At 70.2% G+C, this 22,465-nt stretch carries 22 protein-coding genes, 2 tRNA genes, 1 other RNA gene and 1 pseudogene; 20 read left to right on the top strand and 6 right to left on the bottom strand.

Annotated elements, in window-relative coordinates; all coding sequences use genetic code 11:
• Positions 1-199 precede the first annotated feature (199 nt).
• Positions 200-1,330, top strand: a complete 1,131-nt coding sequence (locus ACWEKM_RS08830) for a hypothetical protein (RefSeq protein WP_451620452.1) — start codon at positions 200-202, stop codon at positions 1,328-1,330.
• A 361-nt stretch (positions 1,331-1,691) separates the two neighbouring features.
• Here ACWEKM_RS08830 and ACWEKM_RS08825 read toward each other — a convergent pair whose 3' ends face one another.
• Both ACWEKM_RS08825 and ACWEKM_RS08820 read right to left on the bottom strand, forming a co-directional pair.
• On the bottom strand, positions 1,692-2,087 hold the full coding sequence (locus ACWEKM_RS08825; RefSeq protein ID WP_451620451.1) for a hypothetical protein: 396 nt from the start codon (positions 2,085-2,087) through the stop codon (positions 1,692-1,694).
• Positions 2,081-2,530, bottom strand: coding sequence for an ATP-binding protein (locus ACWEKM_RS08820; protein ID WP_451620450.1), 450 nt, complete (start codon positions 2,528-2,530; stop codon positions 2,081-2,083). Before ACWEKM_RS08820 ends, ACWEKM_RS08825 begins: the two co-directional genes overlap by 7 nt.
• 199 nt (positions 2,531-2,729) lie before the next feature.
• Between ACWEKM_RS08820 and ACWEKM_RS08815 the strand changes: the two genes are divergently transcribed.
• From ACWEKM_RS08815 to ACWEKM_RS08755, 13 genes and pseudogenes are all read left to right on the top strand, one after another.
• On the top strand, positions 2,730-3,044 hold the full coding sequence (locus ACWEKM_RS08815; protein WP_451620449.1) for a putative quinol monooxygenase: 315 nt from the start codon (positions 2,730-2,732) through the stop codon (positions 3,042-3,044).
• Positions 3,025-4,263: a helix-turn-helix domain-containing protein gene (locus ACWEKM_RS08810; protein WP_451620448.1), complete on the top strand. Its 1,239-nt coding sequence runs from the start codon at positions 3,025-3,027 to the stop codon at positions 4,261-4,263. Before ACWEKM_RS08815 ends, ACWEKM_RS08810 begins: the two co-directional genes overlap by 20 nt.
• A gap of 321 nt (positions 4,264-4,584) precedes the next feature.
• Positions 4,585-4,935: an SCO3933 family regulatory protein gene (locus tag ACWEKM_RS08805; protein ID WP_451620447.1), complete on the top strand. Its 351-nt coding sequence runs from the start codon at positions 4,585-4,587 to the stop codon at positions 4,933-4,935.
• A 5-nt stretch (positions 4,936-4,940) separates the two neighbouring features.
• Positions 4,941-6,314, top strand: a complete 1,374-nt coding sequence (locus ACWEKM_RS08800) for an FtsK/SpoIIIE domain-containing protein (protein ID WP_451620446.1) — start codon at positions 4,941-4,943, stop codon at positions 6,312-6,314.
• An 82-nt stretch (positions 6,315-6,396) separates the two neighbouring features.
• Positions 6,397-6,657, top strand: coding sequence for a hypothetical protein (locus ACWEKM_RS08795; RefSeq protein ID WP_451620445.1), 261 nt, complete (start codon positions 6,397-6,399; stop codon positions 6,655-6,657).
• Positions 6,657-7,271, top strand: a complete 615-nt coding sequence (locus ACWEKM_RS08790; RefSeq protein WP_451620444.1) for a DUF2637 domain-containing protein — start codon at positions 6,657-6,659, stop codon at positions 7,269-7,271. Before ACWEKM_RS08795 ends, ACWEKM_RS08790 begins: the two co-directional genes overlap by 1 nt.
• Before the next feature lie 19 nt (positions 7,272-7,290).
• On the top strand, positions 7,291-7,500 hold the full coding sequence (locus ACWEKM_RS08785) for a hypothetical protein (protein WP_451620443.1): 210 nt from the start codon (positions 7,291-7,293) through the stop codon (positions 7,498-7,500).
• Positions 7,500-7,691 (top strand): mobile element transfer protein, encoded by a 192-nt coding sequence (locus ACWEKM_RS08780; protein ID WP_451620442.1) that lies wholly within the window; start codon positions 7,500-7,502, stop codon positions 7,689-7,691. The genes ACWEKM_RS08785 and ACWEKM_RS08780 overlap by 1 nt, the downstream gene beginning before the upstream one ends.
• Before the next feature lie 10 nt (positions 7,692-7,701).
• A complete protein-coding gene (locus ACWEKM_RS08775) occupies positions 7,702-7,896 on the top strand; it encodes a hypothetical protein (protein ID WP_451620441.1) in 195 nt (64 codons plus the stop codon).
• Between the two features lie 14 nt (positions 7,897-7,910).
• Complete coding sequence (locus tag ACWEKM_RS08770) at positions 7,911-8,156, top strand: SpdD protein (RefSeq protein ID WP_451620440.1); 246 nt, start codon at positions 7,911-7,913, stop codon at positions 8,154-8,156.
• A gap of 132 nt (positions 8,157-8,288) precedes the next feature.
• Positions 8,289-9,593 carry a replication initiator gene (locus tag ACWEKM_RS08765; RefSeq protein ID WP_451620439.1) on the top strand — a complete coding sequence of 435 codons (1,305 nt, stop codon included), beginning with the start codon at positions 8,289-8,291 and terminating at the stop codon, positions 9,591-9,593.
• A complete protein-coding gene (locus ACWEKM_RS08760) occupies positions 9,586-9,819 on the top strand; it encodes an excisionase family DNA-binding protein (protein ID WP_451620438.1) in 234 nt (77 codons plus the stop codon). The genes ACWEKM_RS08765 and ACWEKM_RS08760 overlap by 8 nt, the downstream gene beginning before the upstream one ends.
• A 10-nt stretch (positions 9,820-9,829) precedes the next feature.
• Positions 9,830-11,069: pseudogene (locus ACWEKM_RS08755) on the top strand (tyrosine-type recombinase/integrase).
• 77 nt (positions 11,070-11,146) lie between these two features.
• Here the strand turns inward: ACWEKM_RS08755 and ACWEKM_RS08750 are convergent.
• Positions 11,147-11,234: transfer RNA gene (locus ACWEKM_RS08750), tRNA-Ser, on the bottom strand.
• A gap of 71 nt (positions 11,235-11,305) precedes the next feature.
• Here ACWEKM_RS08750 and ffs point away from each other — a divergent pair.
• The 6 genes from ffs (at position 11,306) to ACWEKM_RS08720 (ending at position 20,411) form a co-directional block, all read left to right on the top strand.
• An RNA gene (ffs, locus tag ACWEKM_RS08745) (signal recognition particle sRNA small type) lies at positions 11,306-11,404 on the top strand.
• 58 nt (positions 11,405-11,462) lie between these two features.
• Positions 11,463-13,814 carry a DNA polymerase III subunit gamma and tau gene (locus ACWEKM_RS08740; protein ID WP_451620437.1) on the top strand — a complete coding sequence of 784 codons (2,352 nt, stop codon included), beginning with the start codon at positions 11,463-11,465 and terminating at the stop codon, positions 13,812-13,814.
• 233 nt (positions 13,815-14,047) lie between these two features.
• The gene (purD, locus tag ACWEKM_RS08735; protein ID WP_451620436.1) at positions 14,048-15,298 is read left to right on the top strand and encodes a phosphoribosylamine--glycine ligase; all 1,251 of its coding nucleotides are present in this window, start codon (positions 14,048-14,050) and stop codon (positions 15,296-15,298) included.
• A 269-nt stretch (positions 15,299-15,567) separates the two neighbouring features.
• Positions 15,568-17,523, top strand: coding sequence for a hypothetical protein (locus ACWEKM_RS08730; RefSeq protein WP_451620457.1), 1,956 nt, complete (start codon positions 15,568-15,570; stop codon positions 17,521-17,523).
• Between the two features lie 280 nt (positions 17,524-17,803).
• A complete protein-coding gene (locus tag ACWEKM_RS08725) occupies positions 17,804-19,303 on the top strand; it encodes a N,N-dimethylformamidase beta subunit family domain-containing protein (RefSeq protein ID WP_451620435.1) in 1,500 nt (499 codons plus the stop codon).
• A 208-nt stretch (positions 19,304-19,511) separates the two neighbouring features.
• Entirely contained in the window at positions 19,512-20,411 is a 900-nt protein-coding gene (locus ACWEKM_RS08720; RefSeq protein WP_451620434.1) for a phosphoribosylaminoimidazolesuccinocarboxamide synthase, read from the top strand.
• Between the two features lie 66 nt (positions 20,412-20,477).
• Here the strand turns inward: ACWEKM_RS08720 and ACWEKM_RS08715 are convergent.
• The 3 genes from ACWEKM_RS08715 to ACWEKM_RS08705 form a co-directional block, all read right to left on the bottom strand.
• Positions 20,478-20,550 (bottom strand) — tRNA-Gly (locus ACWEKM_RS08715).
• A gap of 23 nt (positions 20,551-20,573) precedes the next feature.
• The gene (locus ACWEKM_RS08710) at positions 20,574-21,188 is read right to left on the bottom strand and encodes a response regulator (RefSeq protein WP_451620433.1); all 615 of its coding nucleotides are present in this window, start codon (positions 21,186-21,188) and stop codon (positions 20,574-20,576) included.
• Entirely contained in the window at positions 21,185-22,399 is a 1,215-nt protein-coding gene (locus tag ACWEKM_RS08705; RefSeq protein ID WP_451620432.1) for a sensor histidine kinase, read from the bottom strand. Before ACWEKM_RS08705 ends, ACWEKM_RS08710 begins: the two co-directional genes overlap by 4 nt.
• Between the last annotated feature and the right edge of the window lie 66 nt (positions 22,400-22,465).

Below are 22,465 nucleotides of genomic sequence, written 5' to 3'. Positions count from 1 at the left end.
TCGACTTGTTCCTACCAGGGGCTTTGCTGCTGTCCGCACGCGGCCTCGCTCGCCCTACTCACGCACCGCCACGGCTCGTTGCTGGCAACAGCTCACTGACGTCGGAACTAACCCGGCGGGCGAGAGGATTTACTCTTTCACTCACCGGACTTTTCTGGAGTATTTCTCTGCCAGACAGCTTGTTCGGGACAGTGCTGACGTGGGTTCGTTGTATGAAGAACTGCACCCGCACCTCGTCAATGAGTCATGGGATGTCACTGCTCAGTTGGCAGTTCAATTTCTGGATGAGCGATTGGGTGATGCGGCAAATGGCTTCGTAAGTCTTGCCCTGGGCAAAGCACAGAGCGTGTCCGAGGCCAAACAGAAGTCGGCCCTAATCTCTTTCTGTGCGCGCCTTCTAGAGTTTGTCACACTGCGTCCATCTGTCGCGCGCGATATCGTTTCCTCCCTTCTGCGTCTAACAGTTGAGCTCCGCAAGGACCGTCGAAAGTCTGATTCCTCGGTGGCGCTCAGAAGGCGTCAAAACGAGGTGGTTAGTGCTGCCTGGGCTGGCGCGTGTATGTGCGCACCTGAAGCAAGAGATGCAGTCAACGATGAACTCATGAAGGCGTTGAATTCGAGTGACGTTGCTTATGATGACCTAAGGCTTTGCATTTCTATGGCTGATTTTGTGCCTGGCTACGCAAGTGTTGAGGTTAGGAAGTTCTGGGCGGAGCAAGACCGGAGAAATTCTCTTCAGGTTCCTCTCGTGGACTATGCGAAGAAAGACATTCGAGCTGCTGGCGCGGCCGTACTTTTCGGTCTGGTGGAGGCTGAGCAAGCCGTGCGCTGGCACGGGGCGTCTGTGATGACAGAGCAAGACCTTTCTCCGCGAGGCGTTGGCCACGATATTGAGAATGTGCTATCTGAGCTCGCAGATCCGCGAATTCGCTGGAAATATGAAGATAGTGGACGAATCGCGGGCGAGGTGGTCAATTCTCTACTCCGCGCCCCTACCCCATGGATGTCAGGGAGGCAGAGTTTTATCACCTACGCTCCTGTGCTTGCAGATGGGGCCAACAATGTTGCTTGTCGAGTCTTGAGCTGGATGCTTGGGTTGGAGATGGAGTCTGACGATATAGGAACTTCTCAAGACGAGGAAGGTGGTGATGATTTCACATATATGGGCGCTCATGATCTTTTGGCGCGCATCGCAAAGGCTCGTAAAGTCGGTGTCTTCGATCCCTCATTGAATAGGTACCGCGAAATGTTCACTCAGGAGTTCTTTGATTTTATCCGGAGATGGTGTATCGGAGAATTCTCGCTCTCTACTCCAGATCAGGATGACTGAGCCTGAGTGCGGTTCCCCAAAGGTCGGCGGAGCGGCTTTGGGGTGGCGCTGCTTTGGCGCGAGTGATCATGGCCCCGTAAGCTTGCGGCGCGTCGGGCAGTCTGTGGACCTGCCCGGTAAAGCACGACGTTGGGGCCATGATCTTCGAGGCTCGCGCCAAAGTGGCTCCGTAAAGCCGTGGAGCCGACCGCCCCAGCCATGACGTACCCCCTTCTCTGGCATCAGGCTGATTGCTGTGCGCGCGGCACGGGCGCCGGCCGGGCTGGAGCGGGGCGGAGACAGGAGCGCAGGCCCGGCCGGGGGCCGGGCCGCGCGCGGTGAGCGGAGCGAGCCGCCTTGAACCCGTGAAGAAGGTTGTAACTCAGTCGGACGCCTGGGGCATGTGGGGCTTGAAGTCGTATGCGCAGGCTGGGAGTTCGGTCTCCTGGCGGTGGGCGAGCGGCAGGAAGATGACCGGCCGGATCGTCCATGTGATGCGCGTGTCGGCGCTGCTGATGGAGACTCTGCACGGCTCAGAGTTCAGGAGGGCTTGGCGGGTCACGATGCGTCCCTGGTACAGCCAGCCCCACGCCTCGTCGGAGGCTTCCGGGTCGAGGGCTGGTGAGATCGTGCGAATGGTGACCGCGACCCATCTGTCTGCCTGTGATGCTGAGTACGCGTCGAAGGAAGCTCGGAGCGTCGGCGGTGCTGTCTCGTCGGTGAGGTCTTCGGTCCAGCACTCGCACCAATAGCCTCGGCGGGGCTTGCCCGTCAGCACTGTCGGCCTCCGGGGTGCGTGTAGCAGGGGGCCGACTTCTGGAGGCTGGTCGGGATGCGGAGTTCTGCGGTGATGGTGCGCCCCGAGTTGTCGCCATGAACGATCACGTTGTCGGCGAGGGTGGCGACGATGCCGAGTCCTCTGCCGTGGGTGGCGTTGCCGGGTGGCTGCTGGATCTCGGGTGCGGTCTTTGCGTCTCCCGAGTCGGTCACCGCGATGAGGGTGACCAGCTCTGAGATGGTGAGCGTGACGTGGAAGGTGCCGGCGACGTCCCCGCTGGCGGTGTGCATCAAGGCGTTCGTGCCGAGTTCGGTCACGATCAGCGCGGCATCGTCTGAGTGGGGGTGGCCGTCCAGCGCGGCACGGGTCCAGTTGCGTGCGGCGCGGAGCTCCTGAGGATCCCCGCGGAAGGTGCGTCGGTGGGTGGGCAAGGCGTCCTCCATGGCGGTGACCTGCCATTTTCTGCGTCAGCCTTGCTGACCGGCTGACACGAACCATGCAGAGCCGTACAATTAGTACTAGCACCGTACCGAATGTGCGCGTATTTGGAGTGCGGGTTCGTACTTTTCGTGCGGGCAGGTGACGCATAGCGTTCGCCGTGCGGTCGGTGCCGACCTGGATGCCATGGAGAGAGGACCTCGCATGTTCGGACTGATGGTGCGCTTTACCTGCAGGGACGAAGCGGCGGCGGCTGGCTTCGATGACTTGGTGGCGCGGACCGGCGAGCAGATCCGTGCGAACGAACCCGGCACGGTGATCTACACCGTGCACCGTGTTGACGGCCGTCCGCTGGAGCGCGTGTTCTACGAGCTCTACCGGGACAAGGACGCCTTCGAAGACCACGAGTCCAAGGACTACGTGCGGGCCTTCCTCTCCGAGCGGGACCGATACCTGTCGGCCACGGAGGTTGATCGCCTGGACTTCGTGTCCGGCAAGGGTGTGGACGTTGAGCACTGAGTATCAGAAGGCGCTCGGCCGCAAGATCGCCTTCAATCGCAAGCGTCGGGGGCTGTCGCAGAAGGAGTTCGCCGGCCTGCTGGGGCGCTCGGAAGCCTGGGTGTCCCAGGTGGAGCGGGGCGTTCGGCGGATTGACCGGATGACCGTCCTGGAGAAGGTCGCCGATGTCCTTGAGGTCCCAGTCGCCGAGTTGGCGGCCGAGGCTCCCATCGTGGCATCGGTGGCAGAGGGCGAGCCGCCCGGGGCGAGTCGGCTGCGGATGGTGCTGAGTGCCGCGCACTCCTTGAAGGCGGTCCTTGGCCCGCAGAACAGTTCCCCCGATGTGCCGGCGCTTCGGGCCGAGGTCGACCGTGCCTGGTCGCTTACGCATCAGGGCAACTACGCCGACCTGGCCGAGTTGCTCGAAGCGCTGGTCCCCGGGCTGGAGTCGGCCACCCGCTCGGTTCCCGAGTCGGAGCGTCCTGAACTGTTCCGGCTGTTGGCGGTCATGTACCACACGTGCAGCGGCGCCCTCGCGAACATGGGGGAGCCGGAGGCGGCATGGATCGCGGTTGACCGTGCCGTGGTCGCTGCCGAGCGGGCGAATGATCCACTGCTGATGGCGGCCGGTGAGTTCAGGCTGTCGCTCGTCTTCCTGGGTGCCCGTCACTTCGCGCAGGCGGCCCAGGTGTCAGGGAGTGCGGCTGACGCGCTGCGGCCTCTGGCGGAGTCCGGACAGGTCGAGGCAGTGGCGTTGCGTGGTGCGCTGACGTTGCAACGGGCGGTCGCCGCCGCTCGGTTGAACCTGGCCGACGAGGCGTACGGGTATCTCCGCGACGCTCGCGCAATGGCTGAACAGGTCGGTGATGGTCGCAACGACTACAACACCGAGTTCGGGCCGACCAACGTCGGTCTGCATGAGGTGTCCGTCGCGGTCGACCTGGGGGATGCCGGAGTCGCACTACGGGCTGCGCAGGCCGTCGACGAGTCGGGGCTGTCTGCCGAGCGGCAGACGCGATTTCAGATCGACGTCGCCAGGGCCTATGCCCAGCGACGGCAGATCGCTGACGCGGTCTCAGCGCTGCTGAGGGCACGTGAACTGTCGCCCGAGATGGTGCGGGCCCTCCCGATGGTGAAGCAGCTCGCGGCGGACCTGCTGACCATGGCTCAGCCGCCTTCTGAGGAACTTCGCACCTTGGCGGCGGAGTTGGGCGTACACGAAGTACGGACTGGTACTTGAAGTACTAGACAGTACTTGGGGTACGGGTTACTGTGGTTGGTGTCAGCACACCCCTTCGCATCCGGCGGAGTGGGTCGTGCGGGCATGCGAACGGACCGGAGCAGGAAGGCAGACCTGCGCCGGTGCGTAAGCGGAAAGGCCACAGAAAACAGATGTGGCCTGAGCGGGAGGCAGCCCACTCAGGCCGGGTGCGTCTTTGGCATCAACGCTCCTGGAGCGTATCGCGCCCAGCCGGTATGAGGTCAACCTCCCGTTGCGTAGTCATTCGTCACTGAATGCGGCCGTACGCGTGTGCGGCGCAACAAAAGGGAGAGCAATTCTGTGCGTGTCATCCGTGTAGAAACCTCGGCGGCGACGATCCTGCTGACCGAGGCTCCGGAACCCAAGGTCCGCGACCGGCAGACCGGTGAGCGGGCCACCGACGCCGTCAGCGGTGAGCCGCTCATGACGATCGGCGTCGTCTACATCGAGGACGGCGAATCGGCGCTGGTCAAGGTCACCGTTCCGGAGAGCGGTGTCACCGAGGGGCTGACCCTCGGTGCTCCGGTCTCGCTGGTAGGCCTGGTGGCCCGGCCGTGGGAGAGCGTGTTCAACGGCCAACAGCGGCACGGCATCGCCTATCGGGCCACCGCCGTTGCTCCGGGCGTCTTCCCGATGGCTCAGGCGGGCTGACCGGCATGACTGACCTGTTGACGTGGGCCGAGCTGGGCGCATCGCTCACCGCGATAAGCGGTGCCGCGTATGCCCGGCGGGCCCACCCGGCGGCGTACTGGTCAACGGTCGGCTTACCGGCCTCGGTGCTCCGGCTGTTGGCTTCGTACTCCTCGACCATGGACGCTTGCGGCCTGACGGTCGAACCCTCGCGGTGGCGGGCGCTGGCCATCAGAGCGACCACGCGTCGTGAGGTCCGACCCGTCCCGCCCCGCCGGGGCATGATCCGCCCCACCTCGACCGGTCTCCGGATCCGGCTCCGGCTGGCTCCGGGCCAGGAACCGGCGGACGTGGCCGCCTCGGCGGAACGGCTCCGTCACGCCTGGGGCGTACACGCCGTGTACGTGAGGGACATCAAGCCCGGTGTCGTCGAACTCCGACTGGTCGGCTTCGACGTGCTGCGCAAGGTCCGCATGCCCAAGCGGATCGACGGCGGGTTCCTGCGGGTGCCGGTGGCGCTGCGGGAGGACGCGACCGCGTTCGTACGCGACTACCAGGCCGTTCCGCATGAACTCGTCCTGGGCGCAACGCTGTCGGGCAAGTCCATGTTCCTGCGCAACCTCATCGCCAAGCTCGCGGCGCAGCCCGTGGTCCTGGCCGGCATCGACTGCAAGCGCGGTGTCGAACTGGCGCCCTTCGCCGCCCGCTTCTCCGCACTCGCCACCGATCCGGAACAGGCGGCCGAACTGCTGCCCGTACTCGTCAAGGAAATGGAGGACCGGTACGACCTGATCAAGGCGCGGCAGGGCATCGCCTTCGGCACCCCGGATGAACTGATCACGTCGGACATTTGGGGCCTGCCGGAGGATGAACGCCCGGCTCCCATCGTGCTGTTCATCGACGAGGTCGCCGAACTCTTCCTTGTCGCCACGCGGAAGGAGGAGGAGCGGCGCGACGAGATGGTCACGCACCTGATCAGGCTCGCCCAACTCGGCCGTGCCGCGGGGATCTACCTGGAGGTGTGCGGGCAGCGCTTCGGCGCCGAACTGGGCAAGGGAGCGACCATGCTCCGCGCTCAGCTCACCGGCCGGGTCTGTCACCGCGTCAACGACGAAGCCTCCGCCAAGATGGCGCTCGGCGATATCGCCCCGGAGGCGGTCTACGCAGCCTGCGCCATCGCTCCAGAGTTGCCCGGCCTGGCCGTCGTCGGTGACACCTCCGGCGGCTGGTCCCGTATCCGTACGCCGTATGTGTCCCTGGCCGATGCAGCGGCCACCTGCCGCGAGGCGGCCCACCTCGCCCCGGACATCCCTGCGCTGACGCCCTTCCGGCCCTACGTCCCGCCCGTGCCCGCCAAGGGCCTTGGCCCGGTGACGGCTCCTCGACCGCTCCCCGAGTAACCCAACCCGCTCCGACGGCCGGCGCGGCCGACCCGCGCCAAGTCCCTACCCCACCCATGCCTGGATCGCAGAAGGAAGTCCCGTGACCGCCACCATGTCCTTCTACGCGGACGCCGGTACCAGGGTCCGCCTCAACCAGTACGGCACCCGCCAAGCTCCGATCCTCGCCCTGGACGGAGCGGACCACTCTCTACTGGTTTCCGCCTTCGACCATGTCCCGGTCGCTGATCACCTGTCCTTCGCCCGGCAGTTGGCTGCCGCATGTGCCGACTACGTCACCGCTTTGGAGGCGTACGGCGCCTCGCAGGCCGAGGGCGACCCGAAGCCGGACGAGGAGGCGTGATGCGACTGCCGGTACGGCTGGACGCCGTGCTCGTGCAGGCGCTCATCGCCGCCGCCCTGTCCTTCTCCCACCTTCATGACTTGGCGGCGGCGGCCGGACAGAACGGCTGGAAGGCATGGGCCTACCCCATCTCCGTCGACCTGCTGTTGGTGGCGGCCTGGCGACGGCTGCGTTCCGGCGGGATGAAGGCGGCTGGGTGGTGCTGGTTCCTGGTCGCGCTGACCGCGTCGCTCGGCGCCAACGTCGCCACGGCTGGTCTGCTCGACCTGGGCGCGGTACCGGCCTGGCTGCGAATCCTCGTCGCCGGGTGGCCTGCCGTCGCCTTCCTCGGCGGAACGCTCCTCGCCCACGGGGCACCTGCGCCCGAATCGGCGCCGGTCGTGGACGAGAAAGCAGCCCCTGCTTCCTCCGCTGTTCCTGAACTGCCCACATCCGAAGTGGAGTTGCCTCAGAGCTCTCCAGTCTCCCTTCCGCCGGCTCTCGTCTCGCTCGGTCGCAAGCTCGCCGACGAGCACCAGGCGCGGACCGGAACCGCCATCGACACCTCGACACTTCGCGCCCGGCTCGGTGTCCCGCTGCCGCTCGCCGAAGCGATTGCTACTCAACTCACCTGATCCTGGAGGAATTTCCCCCTTGCGTCCGTCCACGCTCCGCGTGCTCAACCGCGCTGCCGAGCTGACCCGACAGAACCGCTTCACCGAAGCCGTGCTCATCGCCGAACCAGTGATCCTCACCGCCGACAACGCCGAGGGCGAGGAGATCCGGCGCTGGCTCGTCGACCGCGTCGCCGACTTCACGTGCAACCACCACGACGACCACAACGCCTCGAAGGAGGCCGCCTGATGTCCGCCAACCGCCGCTTCCGCAACGTCGTCCGCATCGGTCCCGTCCAGGTCGGCACGTACTACGACGGCCGGGGCCGGGAGAAGCACTCAGCCGCCTGCACGGCTCCGCGCTGCGGCTTCTCCACGGACTACGACAGCCGCGCCGCCGCCGAACTCGCCGCCCGCACCCACCGCTGCGCGGTCCGCTGAGGAGAGCCCTGTGACCGTCTCGCTGCCGCTCGTCTTCGTTCTCGGCGTCGTCGCCTGGGCCGCGATCAAGTTCCTCGGGATCCGCCTGTGGGTCGCCGTCGTGATCGCGCTATTCGGCTTCTGGCTCTCGCACACCTTCCTCGCCCCCGCCATCGAGACCGGCACCCGTTCCGGTGTCGGCGTCGTCAACGGCACCAACAAGTGACAAGGAGGTCCGCCATGTTCCGCCCCAAGCTGCCCGACGTACCGCCGCTGCCCACGACGTCCCTCGTTCCTCAGCAGACACAAGCCCCGATGCCCTCGGTGGGCCGGTCTCTCGCCCCGTGGGTGGGCCCGGTGGTCGCTGTGGTCGTCGTCGGCGTCGTGCTGACCGCTCTCCTTGCGGCCGTCGCTGTCACGGCCATGTCGGTGGCCGTCGCTGCTGTGGTCCTGCGCTCCCTCGTCAGCGGCGCCAACAGGCGCTGACCAGCCGCCGGGGCGGCAACAACGCCGCCAAGCATCCCGCCGCCCCGGGGCTGTCTCTCCCAACCGCCGAAACAGTCGAAAGGAAGTCCCATCATCACCCGGCAGACTCCGCCCCCGCTGGCGGAACTCTCCATGCTGGCCTCCTTAGGCACCATGCCCGAGCTGGCCCGCCAACTCTCCGGCCTGGGCGGATGCACGCACCCCGTCCGCCTCGACGGCCACCGAACGGAGTACGCGGTCAACCAGACGACCGGGGAGATCGGCCGCACCCTGCACCACCTCGACTCCGCAGTCCTCCCCGCCGGTCAGCTTCTCGTGCGCTGCAACAACCGTCGCGCCACCCGCTGTGCGGCCTGCTCCGAGACCTACCGCCGCGACACCTACCAGCTCATCACCGCCGGCCTGCGCGGCGGCAAGGGCACCCCGGACCAGGTCGCGACACATCCGCGGGTCTTCGCGACGTTCACCGCACCCGGATTCGGATCGGTCCACAACCGCCCCACAAGCGGCCGTGACTGCCGCTGCGGTACCCGGCATGACGAACAGGATCTCGCCCTGGGCACCCCACTCGACCCGAACACCTACGACTACGAAGCGGCCGTGCTCTGGAACGCACACGCCGGTGCCCTGTGGCGGCGCTTCTCGATCTACCTCCGCCGGGAAGTCGCCAAGCGCGCCGGCCTCACCCAACGCGCCTTCCGCCACCACGCCCGCATCTCCTTCGCCAAGGTGGCCGAGTACCAAAAGCGTGGCGCCGTCCACTTCCATGCGGTCATCCGCATCGACGGCCCGGAAGGAGGCGAAACGGCTCCGCCGACGTGGGCCTCGGCCGAGCTGCTCACCGACGCCATCCGGGCCGCCGCCACTGCCGCGCGCGTCGACGGGCCCGAGATCGACGGCCGAGCCCACCGCTTCGTCTTCGGCCGTCAGCTCGATGTCCGCCCGATCCGCTCCGCCGACTTCGACGACGGCCAGGAGCTGACCGAACGGGCCGTAGCGGCGTACATCGCCAAGTACGCCACCAAAGGCGCCGAGACGGCGACCGGCACCCTGGACCGGCCGATCCGTTTCCTCGCCGAGCTGGCTCAGGCACGGATCTCCGAGCATGCCCAGCGGATGATCCGGACGGCGTGGACCCTCGGTGCGCGCCGTGAGCTGGCTGACCTCCGCCTGCGAGCGTGGGCCCACATGCTGGGCTTCCGCGGCCACTTCTCCACCAAGTCTCGCCGCTACTCCACCACCCTCGGCGCCCTCCGTGACGCGCGCGCCGAATGGCGGCGTGCCCAAGCCGCGCCTCCCGCCCCGCAGGACGGCGAAACCACGCTCGTCCTCGCCCACTGGGTCTTCGCCGGAACTGGTCTCAGCACCGCCGAAACCTGGCTGACCAGCACCCTCGAACCCGCCCCCGGAACGGAAGGAGAACCAACACGTGGCTGACCTCGGACCCGCCGCGATCCACCAGCAGACCGCCGACCCGTCCTTGGTCCTCCTGACCGTCGAGGAGGCGGCACGGCGGCTCCGGATCGGCCGTACGACGTGCTTCCGGCTCGTGGTTGCCGGAGAGATCGAGTCGGTCATGGTCGGGAGACTCCGCCGGGTCCCGACCGACGCGCTACCGGCGTACGTCTCCAAGCTCCGTCGCCATCCCGCCGAAGCGGCCTGAGGAGGATGTCATGGCAGAGAAGAAGCGCACTCGTCAGCCCAACGGGGCCTCGTCCATCTACCTCGGCAAGGACGGGAAGTGGCACGGCCGTGTGACAGTTGGCGTCAAAGACGACGGCACACCGGATCGCCGCCACATCGAGCGCAAGACAAAGACCGAGGTAACCAGGGCCGTCCGCGAAATGGAGCGGGCCCGGGACGAGAAGAAGCTCCGGAAGCCCGGTCAGAGCTGGACCGTCCAAGCCTGGCTTGAGCACTGGGTCGAGAACATCGCCAAGCCCTACGTCTCCGAGAACACGTACGACGGCTACGAGGTCGACGTACGCGTACACCTGGTGCCCGGCCTGGGTGCTCACAAGCTCGACAAGCTGGAACCCGAGCACCTGGAGCGCTTCTACCGGAGGATGCAGGACGCCGGGAGCTCCGCCGGCACTGCCCACCACGCTCACCGGACGATCCGGGTCGCCCTCGGCGAGGCCAAGCGGCGTGGGCACGTCGCCACCAACGTGGCCGAGATTGCCAAGGCTCCGCGACTCGAAGAAGAAGACATCGAGCCGTTCACTATCGAAGAGGTTCAGAGCGTCCTCGTCGAGGCCGCCAAGCTCCGCAACAGCGCCCGCTGGGTCGTGGCCTTGGCGCTTGGCCTCCGCCAGGGGGGAAGCGCTCGGTCTCCACTGGGAAGACGTCGACCTGGACGCTGGGTATGTCCGCATCCGCAAGAACCGGCTGCGTCCCAAGTACGCCTACGGTTGCGGAGACAATCCGTGCGGCCGGAAGGCCGGCTACTGCCCCCAGAAGCAGCAGACCCGCCGAGAGCACAAGTCCACGAAGTCCCGGGCTGGGCGTCGCACGGTCGGTCTGCCTGATCCGTTGATCAAGCTGCTCCGGCAGCACCAGGAGGTGCAGGAGAAGGAACGGATCGAGGCCGGTACCGGCTGGGAGGGCAAGGGATACGTCTTCGCCTCCCCGACCGGTGGATCGTTCAGCCCGAACACCGACTTCCACACGTGGAAGCGGCTCCTGAAGGACGCGGGCGTACGAGACGGCCGCCTCCATGACGCTCGCCACACCGCCGCGACCGTCCTCCTGATCCTCGGCGTCCCGGACGTCGTGGTCGACGCGATCATGGGTTGGGAGCCTGGGGGAGCGGCTCGCATGCGCGCTCGCTACATGCATGTCACCGGATCGATGCTCCGGAAAGTCGCGCAGCAAGTCGGCGACGCTCTCTGGGAGCCGCCGAAGACCAACTGAGACGGAAAGTGAGACGGACAACGTCGAAGGGCCCCACCTTACGGTGGGGCCCTTCGACATCGTGCCCGGTGAGGCACTGGCGGAGGATACGAGATTCGAACTCGTGAGGGGTTGCCCCCAACACGCTTTCCAAGCGTGCGCCCTAGGCCACTAGGCGAATCCTCCGCCGGAAACATTACATGACCCGGAGGAGTGCTCGCGAACTCGTTCCCCGGGCTGACATCGGGTATCCTCGGCGCAGCCCCTCACGCGGCGCTATCTGACTGAACTCCCCCAGGGCCGGAAGGCAGCAAGGGTAGGTTGGCTCTGACGGGTGCGTGGGGGGCGCTGCTGTGCCCGGACGGGGAGCCGCTGCGGGGATCGTTGTCAGTGGGCGCCTATAACCTCGTAGGCGTGTCGTCTCTCGCGCTCTACCGCCGCTATCGCCCGGAGACCTTCGCCGAGGTCATCGGGCAGGAGCATGTCACCGACCCGCTGCAGCAGGCGCTGCGGAACAACCGGGTCAATCACGCGTACCTGTTCAGCGGGCCGCGCGGATGTGGCAAGACGACGAGCGCGCGCATCCTGGCCCGCTGCCTGAACTGCGAGCAGGGGCCGACGCCCACGCCGTGCGGCGAGTGCCAGTCCTGCCGTGACCTGGCGAGGAACGGGCCGGGTTCCATCGACGTCATCGAGATCGACGCCGCGTCGCACGGCGGCGTGGACGACGCCCGTGAGCTGCGCGAGAAGGCATTCTTCGGCCCCGCCGGCAGCCGCTACAAGATCTACATCATCGACGAGGCCCACATGGTCACGTCGGCCGGCTTCAACGCCCTGCTGAAGGTCGTCGAGGAGCCGCCGGAGCACCTCAAGTTCATCTTCGCCACCACCGAGCCCGAGAAGGTCATCGGGACCATCCGGTCGCGGACCCATCACTACCCGTTCCGGCTGGTGCCGCCCGGCACCCTGCGGGACTACCTCGCCGAGGTGTGCCAGAAGGAGGACATCCCGGTCGAGGACGGGGTGCTCCCGCTCGTGGTGCGCGCCGGGGCCGGTTCCGTGCGTGACTCGATGTCCGTCATGGACCAGCTGCTCGCGGGCGCGGGCGCTGACGGTGTGACGTACGCCATGGCCACCTCGCTGCTCGGATACACCGACGGGTCGCTGCTGGACTCCGTGGTCGAGGCGTTCGCCACCGGTGACGGGGCGGCCGCCTTCGAGGTCGTGGACCGGGTGATCGAAGGGGGAAACGACCCCCGACGGTTCGTCGCCGATCTGCTGGAGCGGCTGCGTGACCTGGTGATTCTCGCCGCCGTGCCGGACGCCGCGGAGAAGGGGCTCATCGATGCCCCGGCCGATGTCATCGAGCGCATGCAGGCCCAGGCCGGCATCTTCGGCGCCGCCGAGCTGAGCCGAGCCGCCGACCTGGTCAACGAGGGGTTGACCGAGATGCGCGGCGCCACCTCGCCCCGCCTTCAGCTCGAACTCATCTGCGCGCGCGTGCTGCTGCCCGCGGCCTACGGGGACGAGCGTTCTGTCATGGCCCGCCTCGACCGCCTGGAGCGCGGCGTCAACTTCTCCGGAGGCGGCGGCGCCCCCGCGGCGGGGTACGTCCCCGGTCCCGACGCCCACACGGGAGGCGGCGGGGGTCTGCCCGGCGGTGGCCCCGCCGCGGCCCGCGCGGCCGTACGGACACCGGGAGGCGGCGCATCTCCGGTGACGCCGCCGGGAACCCCTCCGGTGACGCCGCCGGGGGCTCCTCTGGGGACCCCTCCCGGGGCCATGCCCACGGCTCCGCCCGCCACAAGCCCGACGGCCCCGACGGCCATGCAGGCTCCAACGGCTCCGCCGCCCGCGCCCGCGGCCCAGCCCGCCCCCGCACCGGCCGCCCCCCAGGCCCCCGCGCCCGCCCCCGCCGCCACCCCGGGTGCCTGGCCCGCCGCGGCGCCCGCGGGCGGTGGGCGACGGCCCGGCGGCTGGCCCACGGCGGCCGCGGCGGGCGGTGGACAGCAATCCCCGACCCCGCCCCCCGCTGCCCCGCCAGCTCCGCCCGCCGCCACGCCACAAGCTCCGCCCCCCGTCGCCCCGCAGACCCCGGCGGCCCCCGCCGCCGGCGGCCTCGATCCCCGCATGCTCTGGCCGAACATCCTGGAGGCCGTCAAGAACCGCCGTCGCTTCACCTGGATCCTGCTCAGCCAGAACGCCCAGGTCGTCGGCTACGACGGCACCACCCTCCAACTCGGCTTCGTCAACGCGGGCGCCCGTGACAACTTCGCGAGCAGCGGCAGCGAGGACGTGCTGCGGCAGGCGCTGGCCGAGCAGTTCAACGTGCAGTGGAAGATCGAGGCGATCGTCGATCCATCGGGCGGCTCGGCCCCCGCACCGACCGGCGGAACCCCAGGGGGCTACGGCGGAGGCGGAGCCGGTGCCGCCAGTGGCTACGGCGGCACCGGAGGCGGCGGCTACGGCGGAGGCGGGGCCCCGGGGCACGGCGGCCCCGGCACCGGGCCCGGCCACCGCCCCGCCGCACCCCAGCCGGCGGCACCACCACCCGCGGCGCCCCAGGCCCGGCCTTCCTCCGCCACGTCGGCCGCCCCCGCCCCGGCCCACCAGCCGACGGCGGCCCCGGAACCGCCCCCGGTCGCCCCCGAGGACGACATCCCCGAGGACGACGACCCCGACCTCGACGAGTCGGCCCTCTCCGGCCACGAGCTCATCGTGCGGGAGCTGGGCGCGACGGTGATGGAGGAGCTCACGAACGAGTAGGTGACGAACGAGCAGTTCGCGAGCGAGAAGCCCACGAACGAGGTAGCTACGAACGGGGAGTTCACGAGCGAGCAGGACACCGTGCGCACCGGCTGCCGGGAGCTTGGCCACCGCGGCAGCACTCCTCACCCGCCCCTCCCCGGCCCGCTTCGGAGATTCACACGACCGCGCCGTCCCCCACCTCTCGGAAGCCCGCACAAAGCGGCGCCCCTCGTGCCGGTTAGGCTGACCCCGTGAAGGTCCTCGTCATCGGCAGCGGCGCCCGCGAACACGCCCTGTGCCGTTCCCTGTCCCTCGATCCCGCCGTCACCGCGCTGCACTGCGCCCCCGGCAACGCCGGCATCGCCGAGGTCGCCGAGCTGCACCCGGTAGACGCCCTGGACGGCGCGGCCGTCTCCGCCCTGGCCACCGGACTCGGCGCCGACCTCGTGGTCGTCGGCCCGGAGGCCCCGCTGGTCGCCGGGGTCGCCGACGCCGTGCGCGCGGCGGGCATCCCCGTGTTCGGCCCGTCCGGGGAGGCCGCGAGGATCGAAGGGTCCAAGGCATTCGCCAAGGACGTGATGGCGGCGGCCGGGGTGCCCACGGCCCGTTCCTACGTCTGCGCCGACGCCGACGAGGTCGCCACGGCGCTCGACGCCTTCGGCGCGCCGTACGTCGTCAAGGACGACGGTCTCGCCGCCGGCAAGGGCGTCGTCGTCACGCACGACCTCGACGCCGCGAAGGCGCACGCCGCCGCCTGCGAGCGCGTGGTCGTGGAGGAGTTCCTCGACGGCCCCGAGGTGTCCCTGTTCGCCATCACCGACGGTGAGACCGTCGTCCCGCTCCAGCCCGCGCAGGACTTCAAGCGCGCCCTGGACGGGGACGAGGGCCCCAACACCGGCGGCATGGGCGCGTACTCGCCGCTGCCCTGGGCCGACCCGAAGCTGGTGGACGAGGTCCTGGAGACGGTGCTGCGGCCGACCGTCGACGAGCTGCGCCGCCGCGGCATCCCCTTCTCCGGCCTGCTCTACGCCGGCCTCGCGATCACCTCGCGCGGCGTCCGGGTCATCGAGTTCAACGCCCGCTTCGGCGACCCCGAGACCCAGGTGGTGCTGGCCCGGCTGAGGACCCCGTTGGCCGGCGTCCTGCTCGCCGCCGCGCGGGGCACCCTCGCCGATCTGGAGCCGCTGCGCTGGAGCGAGGAGGCGGCGGTCACCGTGGTCGTCGCCTCGCACAACTACCCCGGCAGCCCGCGCACCGGCGACCCGATCACCGGCCTCGACCAGGTGGCCGCCGAGGACGCCCCGCACGCGTACGTCCTGCACGCCGGGACCAGGCGCGACGGCGACGCGATCGTCAGCGCCGGCGGCCGGGTCCTGTCCGTGACGGCCACCGGCGAGGACCTGGCCGAGGCCCGCGACCGCGCGTACGCGGCCGTCGCGCGCATCGGTCTCGACGGATCCCAGCACCGCACGGACATCGCAGCCGGGGCGGCGGGCGCCTGACCGCCGGTCGGCGCAGCTCGGGCCCCGGACACACATCCGGGGCCTGATCCTTGCTGTCCGTCATCCACCTCTGACCAAAGCCATTCCATCGAGTGAGCGATGTTCCATCCGGCTGACGGGGGCCGGGCCCCCAACTAGGGTGCGGCGCAAGTGTTCCGGCACTTGGCCCACCGGCATTGCGATGTCAGTGACGGATGCCACAGTGGGGGAGTGGGCAACGCCGGGAAAGCGCCAGGACAGTAAGGGGGTGACGTCCGGTCGTGAGCGGTATGGGTGTGGAGGCGGGCGCGCAGTCAGCGCGCTCCCGGGCCCTCGCCGTGCTGCGGGTGCGTGGCCGGGCGCTGGCAGTGGCGCTGCTGCCCGCCGCGGCGGCCGTGATCCTGGTGGCCGGCGGCACCACCGGCCATCTCGTGGGCGTCGGCTGGGACACCGCCCGGGAGATCGTGGCCGCGGTCGCCCTGCTGGTGCTGCTGGCCGCGGCGGGCGTCGCCCTGGTCGTGGCCCGCGCCCGCCCCGCCGTCAGCCCGACGATCCCGATCGCCGAGCAGTCCGCCCCGGATCTGTACGGGATGGTGCGCGACCTCGCCGATCGCCTGGACGTGCCGGTCCCGTCCGCCATAGCGCTCACCCCGGACTGCGACAGCTGGCTGGAGGATCGCACCCATCCCGCGCACGGCCCGCCCGCGTCGCGCCGCCGTGACGAACTGGCGGGCCCGGGGCGGCGCCCCCACCGGCGTACGCCCGCCGCGCCCGTCCTCGTCATCGGCTCCCCCTTCCTGTGGTGGATGCGCGTCGGCGAGCTGCGCGCGGTCCTCGCCCCGGTCGTCGCCGGCACGGGGCCCTCGGCGCACCCCGACATAGCGGCGGCCCGCCGTTTCGTCCGGGGGCTGGACGCGGCGGTGGCCGTGACCTCGGCACCCGGCCGCGGCCCGATCGCGCGCACCGTGCTCGCGGGCGTCGGCTGGGTGGCCCGCCTGCTGCTGCGCGGCTGCCGGACGCACGCCGCCGAGATGGAGCGGGGCGTGGCGGCGGCCGCCGCCGAGCGGGCCCAGGCCGTGGACTACGGGCTGCGGATCGTCGCCCAGGAGCAGGTGGGCCTGGCGTACGCGGGCTGGGACCGGTTGCTGACCCGCGTCGCGCTCCCCGCCTGGCGGATGGGCCGCTGGCCGTCCCGGCTGGACGCGGGCGTCGTCGCGGCGCTCACCGAACTGTCCCGTCGCGACCGGCTGGCCGAGGGCTTCGCCTCTCGGCTCGGCGAGCGCCCCGCCTGCGACCTGCTGGAGGAGCCCGGCACAGTGGACGAGGCCGCCTCGCTGCTCGCCGCCCGCCTCTTCCACGGCGGCCCGGCGGAGCCGGGGCCCGACTGGTCCCCGGTGGCCTGGCAGGAGTATCCGGAGGAGGTCGTCGACCGCAAGTGGCGCACGGACGCGGCCCGCCTCCACCGCGTCCTGGACTCCCTGGGCGTCCGCCCGGCCCCGGACACCACCGCCCGGCACCCCGAGGGCCCCACCCTGGCCCGCGTCCTCGACCACCTGTCACCGCCACCGGCCCCCGCCGATATCGACCGCCTCGACCTCGCCGACCACCCCGTCCCGACCGACGTCACGGATCACGTCGCCGACCGCCCCCTCCCGACAGACCTCACAGACCTCACAGACCGCATAGACCCCACAGATCTCACCGGTCCCGCCGACCACCCAGGTTCCGCCGTCCACCCGGGTCCCGGCGACGGGGAAGCGGGCGGCGCCCGGGACGCCCTGCGCGCTCCCTGGCCGGAAGCGGAGGGGTACGAGGAGACGGACGCCGACACCGAGCCCCCGCACGGTGCCGCGCTCGCGGCCCGGCTCAGCGCCGAGCTGGCCCGCGAGGAGGCGTCGGCCACCGCCGCGGCGCCCACCGGCCGGGCCGCCCCCGGCCAGGGCCCCGACACCACTCTCTGGGACGACGGCGCCCTGCCGCTCTTCCCGCTCCAGCCGCCGCGCACCGCCCGCGAACTCCTCGCCGACCATGTCACGGCGATGGTCTGCTGCGCCGCGATGGACACCGCCGGTGCCACCCCCGGCCTGGACTGGCTGGACGGCCCGTCCCTGATCGTCAACGGCGAGCGGGCCGCCGACCTGGGGTCCAGAGTCCTCAGCCTGACCGAGGACGGCGACCCGGCCCCGCTGCGCGCCTGGCTGGTCGCGTCGGGGATACGGCCGGAAAAGCCGGTCCGGCTGGTCTGACGCACCCCGCCCCGGCTTTCCGTCGCCCCGCCCCGGCTTCCCGTCGCACCTTGCCCGGCTTCCCGTCGCCCCCCGCCGGTGCCCGGACGAGGCGAGGGAACATTCGGCGTAACGGCGCGTGTAACGGAGTGCAGTGTTCCACTTTCTGTCAATTCACAACAAATAGTGACTGCGCGCGTGCGGAATGTGATGTGCTGGGACCGTTCGCGCGTACGGCACCAACAGGTGCATACGGCAACGCGGACGGCGCATCACGGGGGCACGAGGGAGGGGAGCAGCCATGGGATCCGAGCACATCCGCCGCTGGGAGTCGGGCGCACTCGCACACGCCGTCAGCGATCCCTTCGGGCAGGGACCCGTGCCCTGGCTGCGCGGCAGCGAGACCTACTTCGACGACACGGGCCAGGTCGTCCCCTGGTACCTGGACCCGATCCCGCAGCAGTCCGCCGCAGGCGGCGGCAGCGCGCGGGTCCCGGCGCCGCGTTCGTCCGGCGGTCCGCGCTCGGCCGACGACGTGCACCGGCAGATCAAGGGCTTCGCCTCGACCGGCGCGGTGGCACCGGGCGAGGCCGTCGACTTCCACATCACCGTCGACCCGCCGCAGGAGTTCAGCGTCGACATCTACCGGATCGGTCACTACGGCGGTGACGGCGCAGCCAAGATCACCACCAGCCCCCGCCTCTCCGGCATCGTCCAGCCCCCGCCGCTGACCGCCGACCGCACGGTCTCCTGCCATCACTGGTGGCTGTCCTGGCGGCTCCAGGTCCCGTCGTACTGGAGCAACGGGGCCTATGTGGCCGTCCTCACCACCATGGACGGCTACCGCTCCCATGTGCCGTTCACGATCCGCGACAACCGGCCCGCCGACCTGCTCCTGCTGCTGCCCGACATCACCTGGCAGGCATACAACCTCTACCCGGAGGACGGCCACACCGGCGCCAGCCTCTACCACGCCTGGGACGACGAGGGCCGTCTGCTGGGCGAGGCCGACGCGGCGACCACGATCTCCTTCGACCGCCCGTACGCGGGCGCGGGCCTGCCCCTGCACGTCGGCCACGCCTACGACGTCATCCGCTGGGCCGAGCGCTACGGCTACGACCTCGCCTACGCCGACGCCCGCGACCTGCACGCCGGCCGCGTCGACCCCACCCGCTACCGGGGCCTGGTCTTCCCCGGCCACGACGAGTACTGGTCGGCCGGTATGCGCCGCACCGCGGAGCTGGCCAGGGAGAACGGCACTTCGCTGGTCTTCCTGTCCGCCAACACCATGTACTGGCAGGTGGACCTGGGCCCCGCCCCGTCCGGCGTCCCCGACCGCCTGCTCACCTGCCGCAAGCGCAGGGGGCCGGGCCGGCCCGTGCTGTGGCGGGAGATCGACCGCCCCGAGCAGCAACTCGTCGGCATCCAGTACGCGGGCCGGGTCCCCGAACCCCGCCCCCTGGTCGTGCGCAACGGGGGCCACTGGCTGTGGGAGGCCACCGACGCGCACGAGGGCGACGAACTGGCCGGCCTGGTGGCGGGCGAGGCCGACCGTTACTTCCCGCGCACCCCGCTGCCCGACCACGAGGAGCGCATCCTGCTCGCCCACTCCCCCTACACCGACAACGACGGCGCCCTGCGCCACCAGGAGACCTCCCTGTACCGGGCGCCCTCCGGAGCGCTCGTCTTCGCGTCCGGTACGTTCGCCTGGTCCCCGGCCCTGGACCGCCCCGGCCATGTGGACGGCCGTATCCAGCGCGCCACGGCGAATCTGCTGGACCGTATCTGCAAACGCGACTGACCCCCCTCCGCAAGCGCACCCGCCCCCCATCCGCAACCGCGACCGACCCTCATCCGCAAGCGCAGCCGACCCCCCCAGTCGCAAGCGCGACCGGAGCCCATCCGCGACCGTGACTGGACCCCCTCCGCGACCGCGACCGACCCCCTGTCGGTGGCCTCTGTCCGATACGGGAGAATCAACCCATTGGACAGAACCACGGGGAGGAACCGTGTCCGGATTCGTCGAGAAGCCCGAACCGCTCCAGGTTCCGGGTCTGGTGCATCTGCACACCGGAAAGGTGCGCGAGCTGTACCAGAACGAGGCGGGCGACCTCGTGATGGTCGCCAGCGACCGCATATCCGCCTACGACTGGGTGCTGCCGACCGAGATCCCCGACAAGGGCCGGGTGCTCACCCAGCTCTCCCTGTGGTGGTTCGACCAGCTCGCCGACCTGGTACCGAACCACGTGCTGAGCACGGAGCTGCCCGCGGGCGCCCCCGCCGACTGGGCGGGCCGCACCCTGGTCTGCAAGTCCCTGCGGATGGTCCCCGTCGAGTGCGTGGCCCGCGGCTACCTCACCGGCTCCGGTCTGGTCGAGTACGTCGAGTCCCGCACGGTCTGCGGCCTCGCCCTCCCCGAGGGCCTCGTCGACGGCTCCGAACTGCCCGCCCCGATCTTCACCCCGGCCACCAAGGCCGAGGTCGGCGAGCACGACGAGAACGTCTCCTATGAGGAGGTCGCCCGCCAGGCCGGCGCGGAGACCGCCGCCCAGCTGCGCCAGGCCACCCTCGCCGTCTACGGCCGGGCCCGGGACATCGCGCGCGACCGGGGGATCATCCTGGCCGACACCAAGTTCGAGTTCGGCTTCGACGCGGACACCCTGGTGCTCGCCGACGAGGTCCTCACCCCGGACTCCTCCCGCTTCTGGCCGGTCGACCAGTGGCGGCCGGGCCGGGCGCAGCCGTCGTACGACAAGCAGTTCGTGCGCGACTGGCTGACCTCCGCCGAGTCCGGCTGGGACCGGAAGAGCGAGCAGCCTCCGCCACCGCTGCCGCAGCAGGTCGTGGCGGCGACCCGGGCGAAGTACGTGGAGGCGTACGAGCGACTGACCGGCACGAGCTGGAGCTGACCGGCACGAGTCGGCGCTGACGGCATGAAAAAGCCCCCGGTCCGGTGGACCGGGGGCTCATTTCCGAGCGGACGACGAGGCTCGAACTCGCGACCTCAACCTTGGCAAGGTTGCGCTCTACCAACTGAGCTACGTCCGCATTGCGCCGTGGCGTGGGAGCAACTATACCCAACCTCGCTCCCGGGCGAGACGGACCGCCGCATGACGGTTGTCCGCACCGAGCTTCGTCACCGCCGACGAGAGATAGTTCCGCACGGTCCCCGGCGACAGCGCGGCCCGCTCGGCGATCTCCGTGACCGGCGCCCCGTCCGCGGCCAGCTCCAGCACCTCGGCCTCCCGCGCGGTCAGCGGCGAGTCCCCGGCGGAGATCGCGTCGGCGGCCAACTCCGGGTCGACGTAGCGGTTTCCGGCGTGCACGGTACGGATGATCTCCGCGAGCCGCTGGGCGCTGACCGTCTTCGGGACGAAGCCGCGCACGCCCGCTGCCAGGGCCCGCTTCAGATGTCCGGGGCGGCCGTGCCCGGTGACGATCAGCACCTGGCAGCCGGGCAGTTCGGCCCGCACCGATGTGGCGACCCTCACACCGTCGGCGCCCGGCATCTGCAGATCCAGGACGGCCACGTCCGGCCGGTGGGCGCGGGCCATCGCCAGCGCCTCGGGCCCGCTCGCCGCCTCCGCCACGACGAGGAGGTCGTCCTCCAGGGAGAGCAGCGCGGCCAGCGCCCCCCGGATGAGGTGTTCGTCGTCGGCGAGCAACAGCCGTACCGGGGAGCTCATCGCGTCACTCCGCTCTCACTCGTCAAGGGCACCTCGGCCACCAACCGGAACCTGTCCTGTCCGACGGCGCCCGCCTCCAGCGTCCCGTCCACCGCGGCCAGCCGCTCCCGCAGCCCCGCGAGCCCGGAACCGCCGCCCCCGTCCGAGGCCCCGGACCTTCCGTCGTTCTCCACGGTCAGCACCACCCGTCCGTCGCGCACCCCGAGCCCCACCCGGCACCGTCCGGCATTTCCGTGCCGCAGCACGTTGGTGGTCGCCTCGCGCACCACCCAGCCCAGCGCCGACTGGACCTCGGCGGGCAACCCCGTGGCCTCGCCCGTCATCTCGCAGTCGATCCCGGCGGCCGTCAACACGCCCTGTGCGCCGGAGAGTTCGACGGCGAGGTCGGCGCCCCGATAGCCGCGAACGACGTCCCGCACCTCCCGCTGCAACTCCTGCGCGATGCGCTGCGCCTCGATCATCTGCTCCACGGCCTCCGGCCGCCCGCGTCGCGCGAGCTGCACCGCCAGCTCGCTCTTGAGCGCGATCACCGAGAGATTGCGCCCCAGCACGTCGTGCAGGTCCCGCCCGAACCGCAGCCGCTCCTCGGCGACGGCGAGCCGGGCGCGGGTCTCGCGGGCCGCGTCGAGTTCGTAGACGGCGTCGACCAGCCAGACGGAGAAGACGCAGGCGAAGGCGAGGAACCCGCCGCCGACGAAGACCGTCGGGACGGCGATGAGCGCGGCGGGAGCGGGCACGCCCAGCGGGACGGCGACCAGCCCGGCGGCGACCGCGAAGCCGGCCACGAGCGCGAGCACCCGCCGCCGGCCGCGCACCCCGAGCGCCATCATCCCGACGCCGAAGCTCAGCACAGTGCCGAAGACCGCCCCGGTGGCAGCCTCGCCGCCGTCCGGCCGGTACTCCTGGAACCCGAGCGCGGCCATCGCGATCCCGAAGGTGACCGCGCCGTGCGCCCACAGCAGCCGCACCGGCCGTGGGCGCAGGCCGCGGGTCCAGTCCAGCGCGCGGGAGGCGGTCACGGCGCCGAACACCGCGTGCGCCAGCACCATCGCCGTGAGCCAGCCCGCGAGGGCCGCGTCCCCCTGCGCGAACGTCGACAGTCCGACCGCCGCGAGCTCCATCACGGAGAAGGAGTGGAACGACCAGCGTGTGTAGGTCTCCACCTTGGCCGGTGTGCTCTTCCGCCGCCACCAGCCCTTCCCGTCGCCCATCTCCTCGTCCCCCCTGTCGTCGGCCCGTCGGCCCGTCGGCCTGTGGTCGGCCCGTCGTCTGCCTGT

Source organism: Streptomyces sp. NPDC004752, from assembly GCF_053601275.1.
Note: the sequence above shows the minus strand (reverse complement) of the source record. Positions and strands in the feature narration are given on the sequence as shown.

Coding starts and splice junctions, on each gene's coding strand:
- ACWEKM_RS08820 (WP_451620450.1), bottom strand. CDS start 2,530: ATGGAGGACGCCTTGCCCACCCACCGACGCACCTTCCGCGGGGATCCT.
- ACWEKM_RS08815 (WP_451620449.1), top strand. CDS start 2,730: ATGTTCGGACTGATGGTGCGCTTTACCTGCAGGGACGAAGCGGCGGCG.
- ACWEKM_RS08800 (WP_451620446.1), top strand. CDS start 4,941: ATGACTGACCTGTTGACGTGGGCCGAGCTGGGCGCATCGCTCACCGCG.
- ACWEKM_RS08790 (WP_451620444.1), top strand. CDS start 6,657: ATGCGACTGCCGGTACGGCTGGACGCCGTGCTCGTGCAGGCGCTCATC.
- ACWEKM_RS08780 (WP_451620442.1), top strand. CDS start 7,500: ATGTCCGCCAACCGCCGCTTCCGCAACGTCGTCCGCATCGGTCCCGTC.
- ACWEKM_RS08770 (WP_451620440.1), top strand. CDS start 7,911: ATGTTCCGCCCCAAGCTGCCCGACGTACCGCCGCTGCCCACGACGTCC.
- ACWEKM_RS08765 (WP_451620439.1), top strand. CDS start 8,289: ATGCTGGCCTCCTTAGGCACCATGCCCGAGCTGGCCCGCCAACTCTCC.
- ACWEKM_RS08730 (WP_451620457.1), top strand. CDS start 15,568: ATGGGTGTGGAGGCGGGCGCGCAGTCAGCGCGCTCCCGGGCCCTCGCC.
- ACWEKM_RS08725 (WP_451620435.1), top strand. CDS start 17,804: ATGGGATCCGAGCACATCCGCCGCTGGGAGTCGGGCGCACTCGCACAC.
- ACWEKM_RS08710 (WP_451620433.1), bottom strand. CDS start 21,188: ATGAGCTCCCCGGTACGGCTGTTGCTCGCCGACGACGAACACCTCATC.
- ACWEKM_RS08705 (WP_451620432.1), bottom strand. CDS start 22,399: ATGGGCGACGGGAAGGGCTGGTGGCGGCGGAAGAGCACACCGGCCAAG.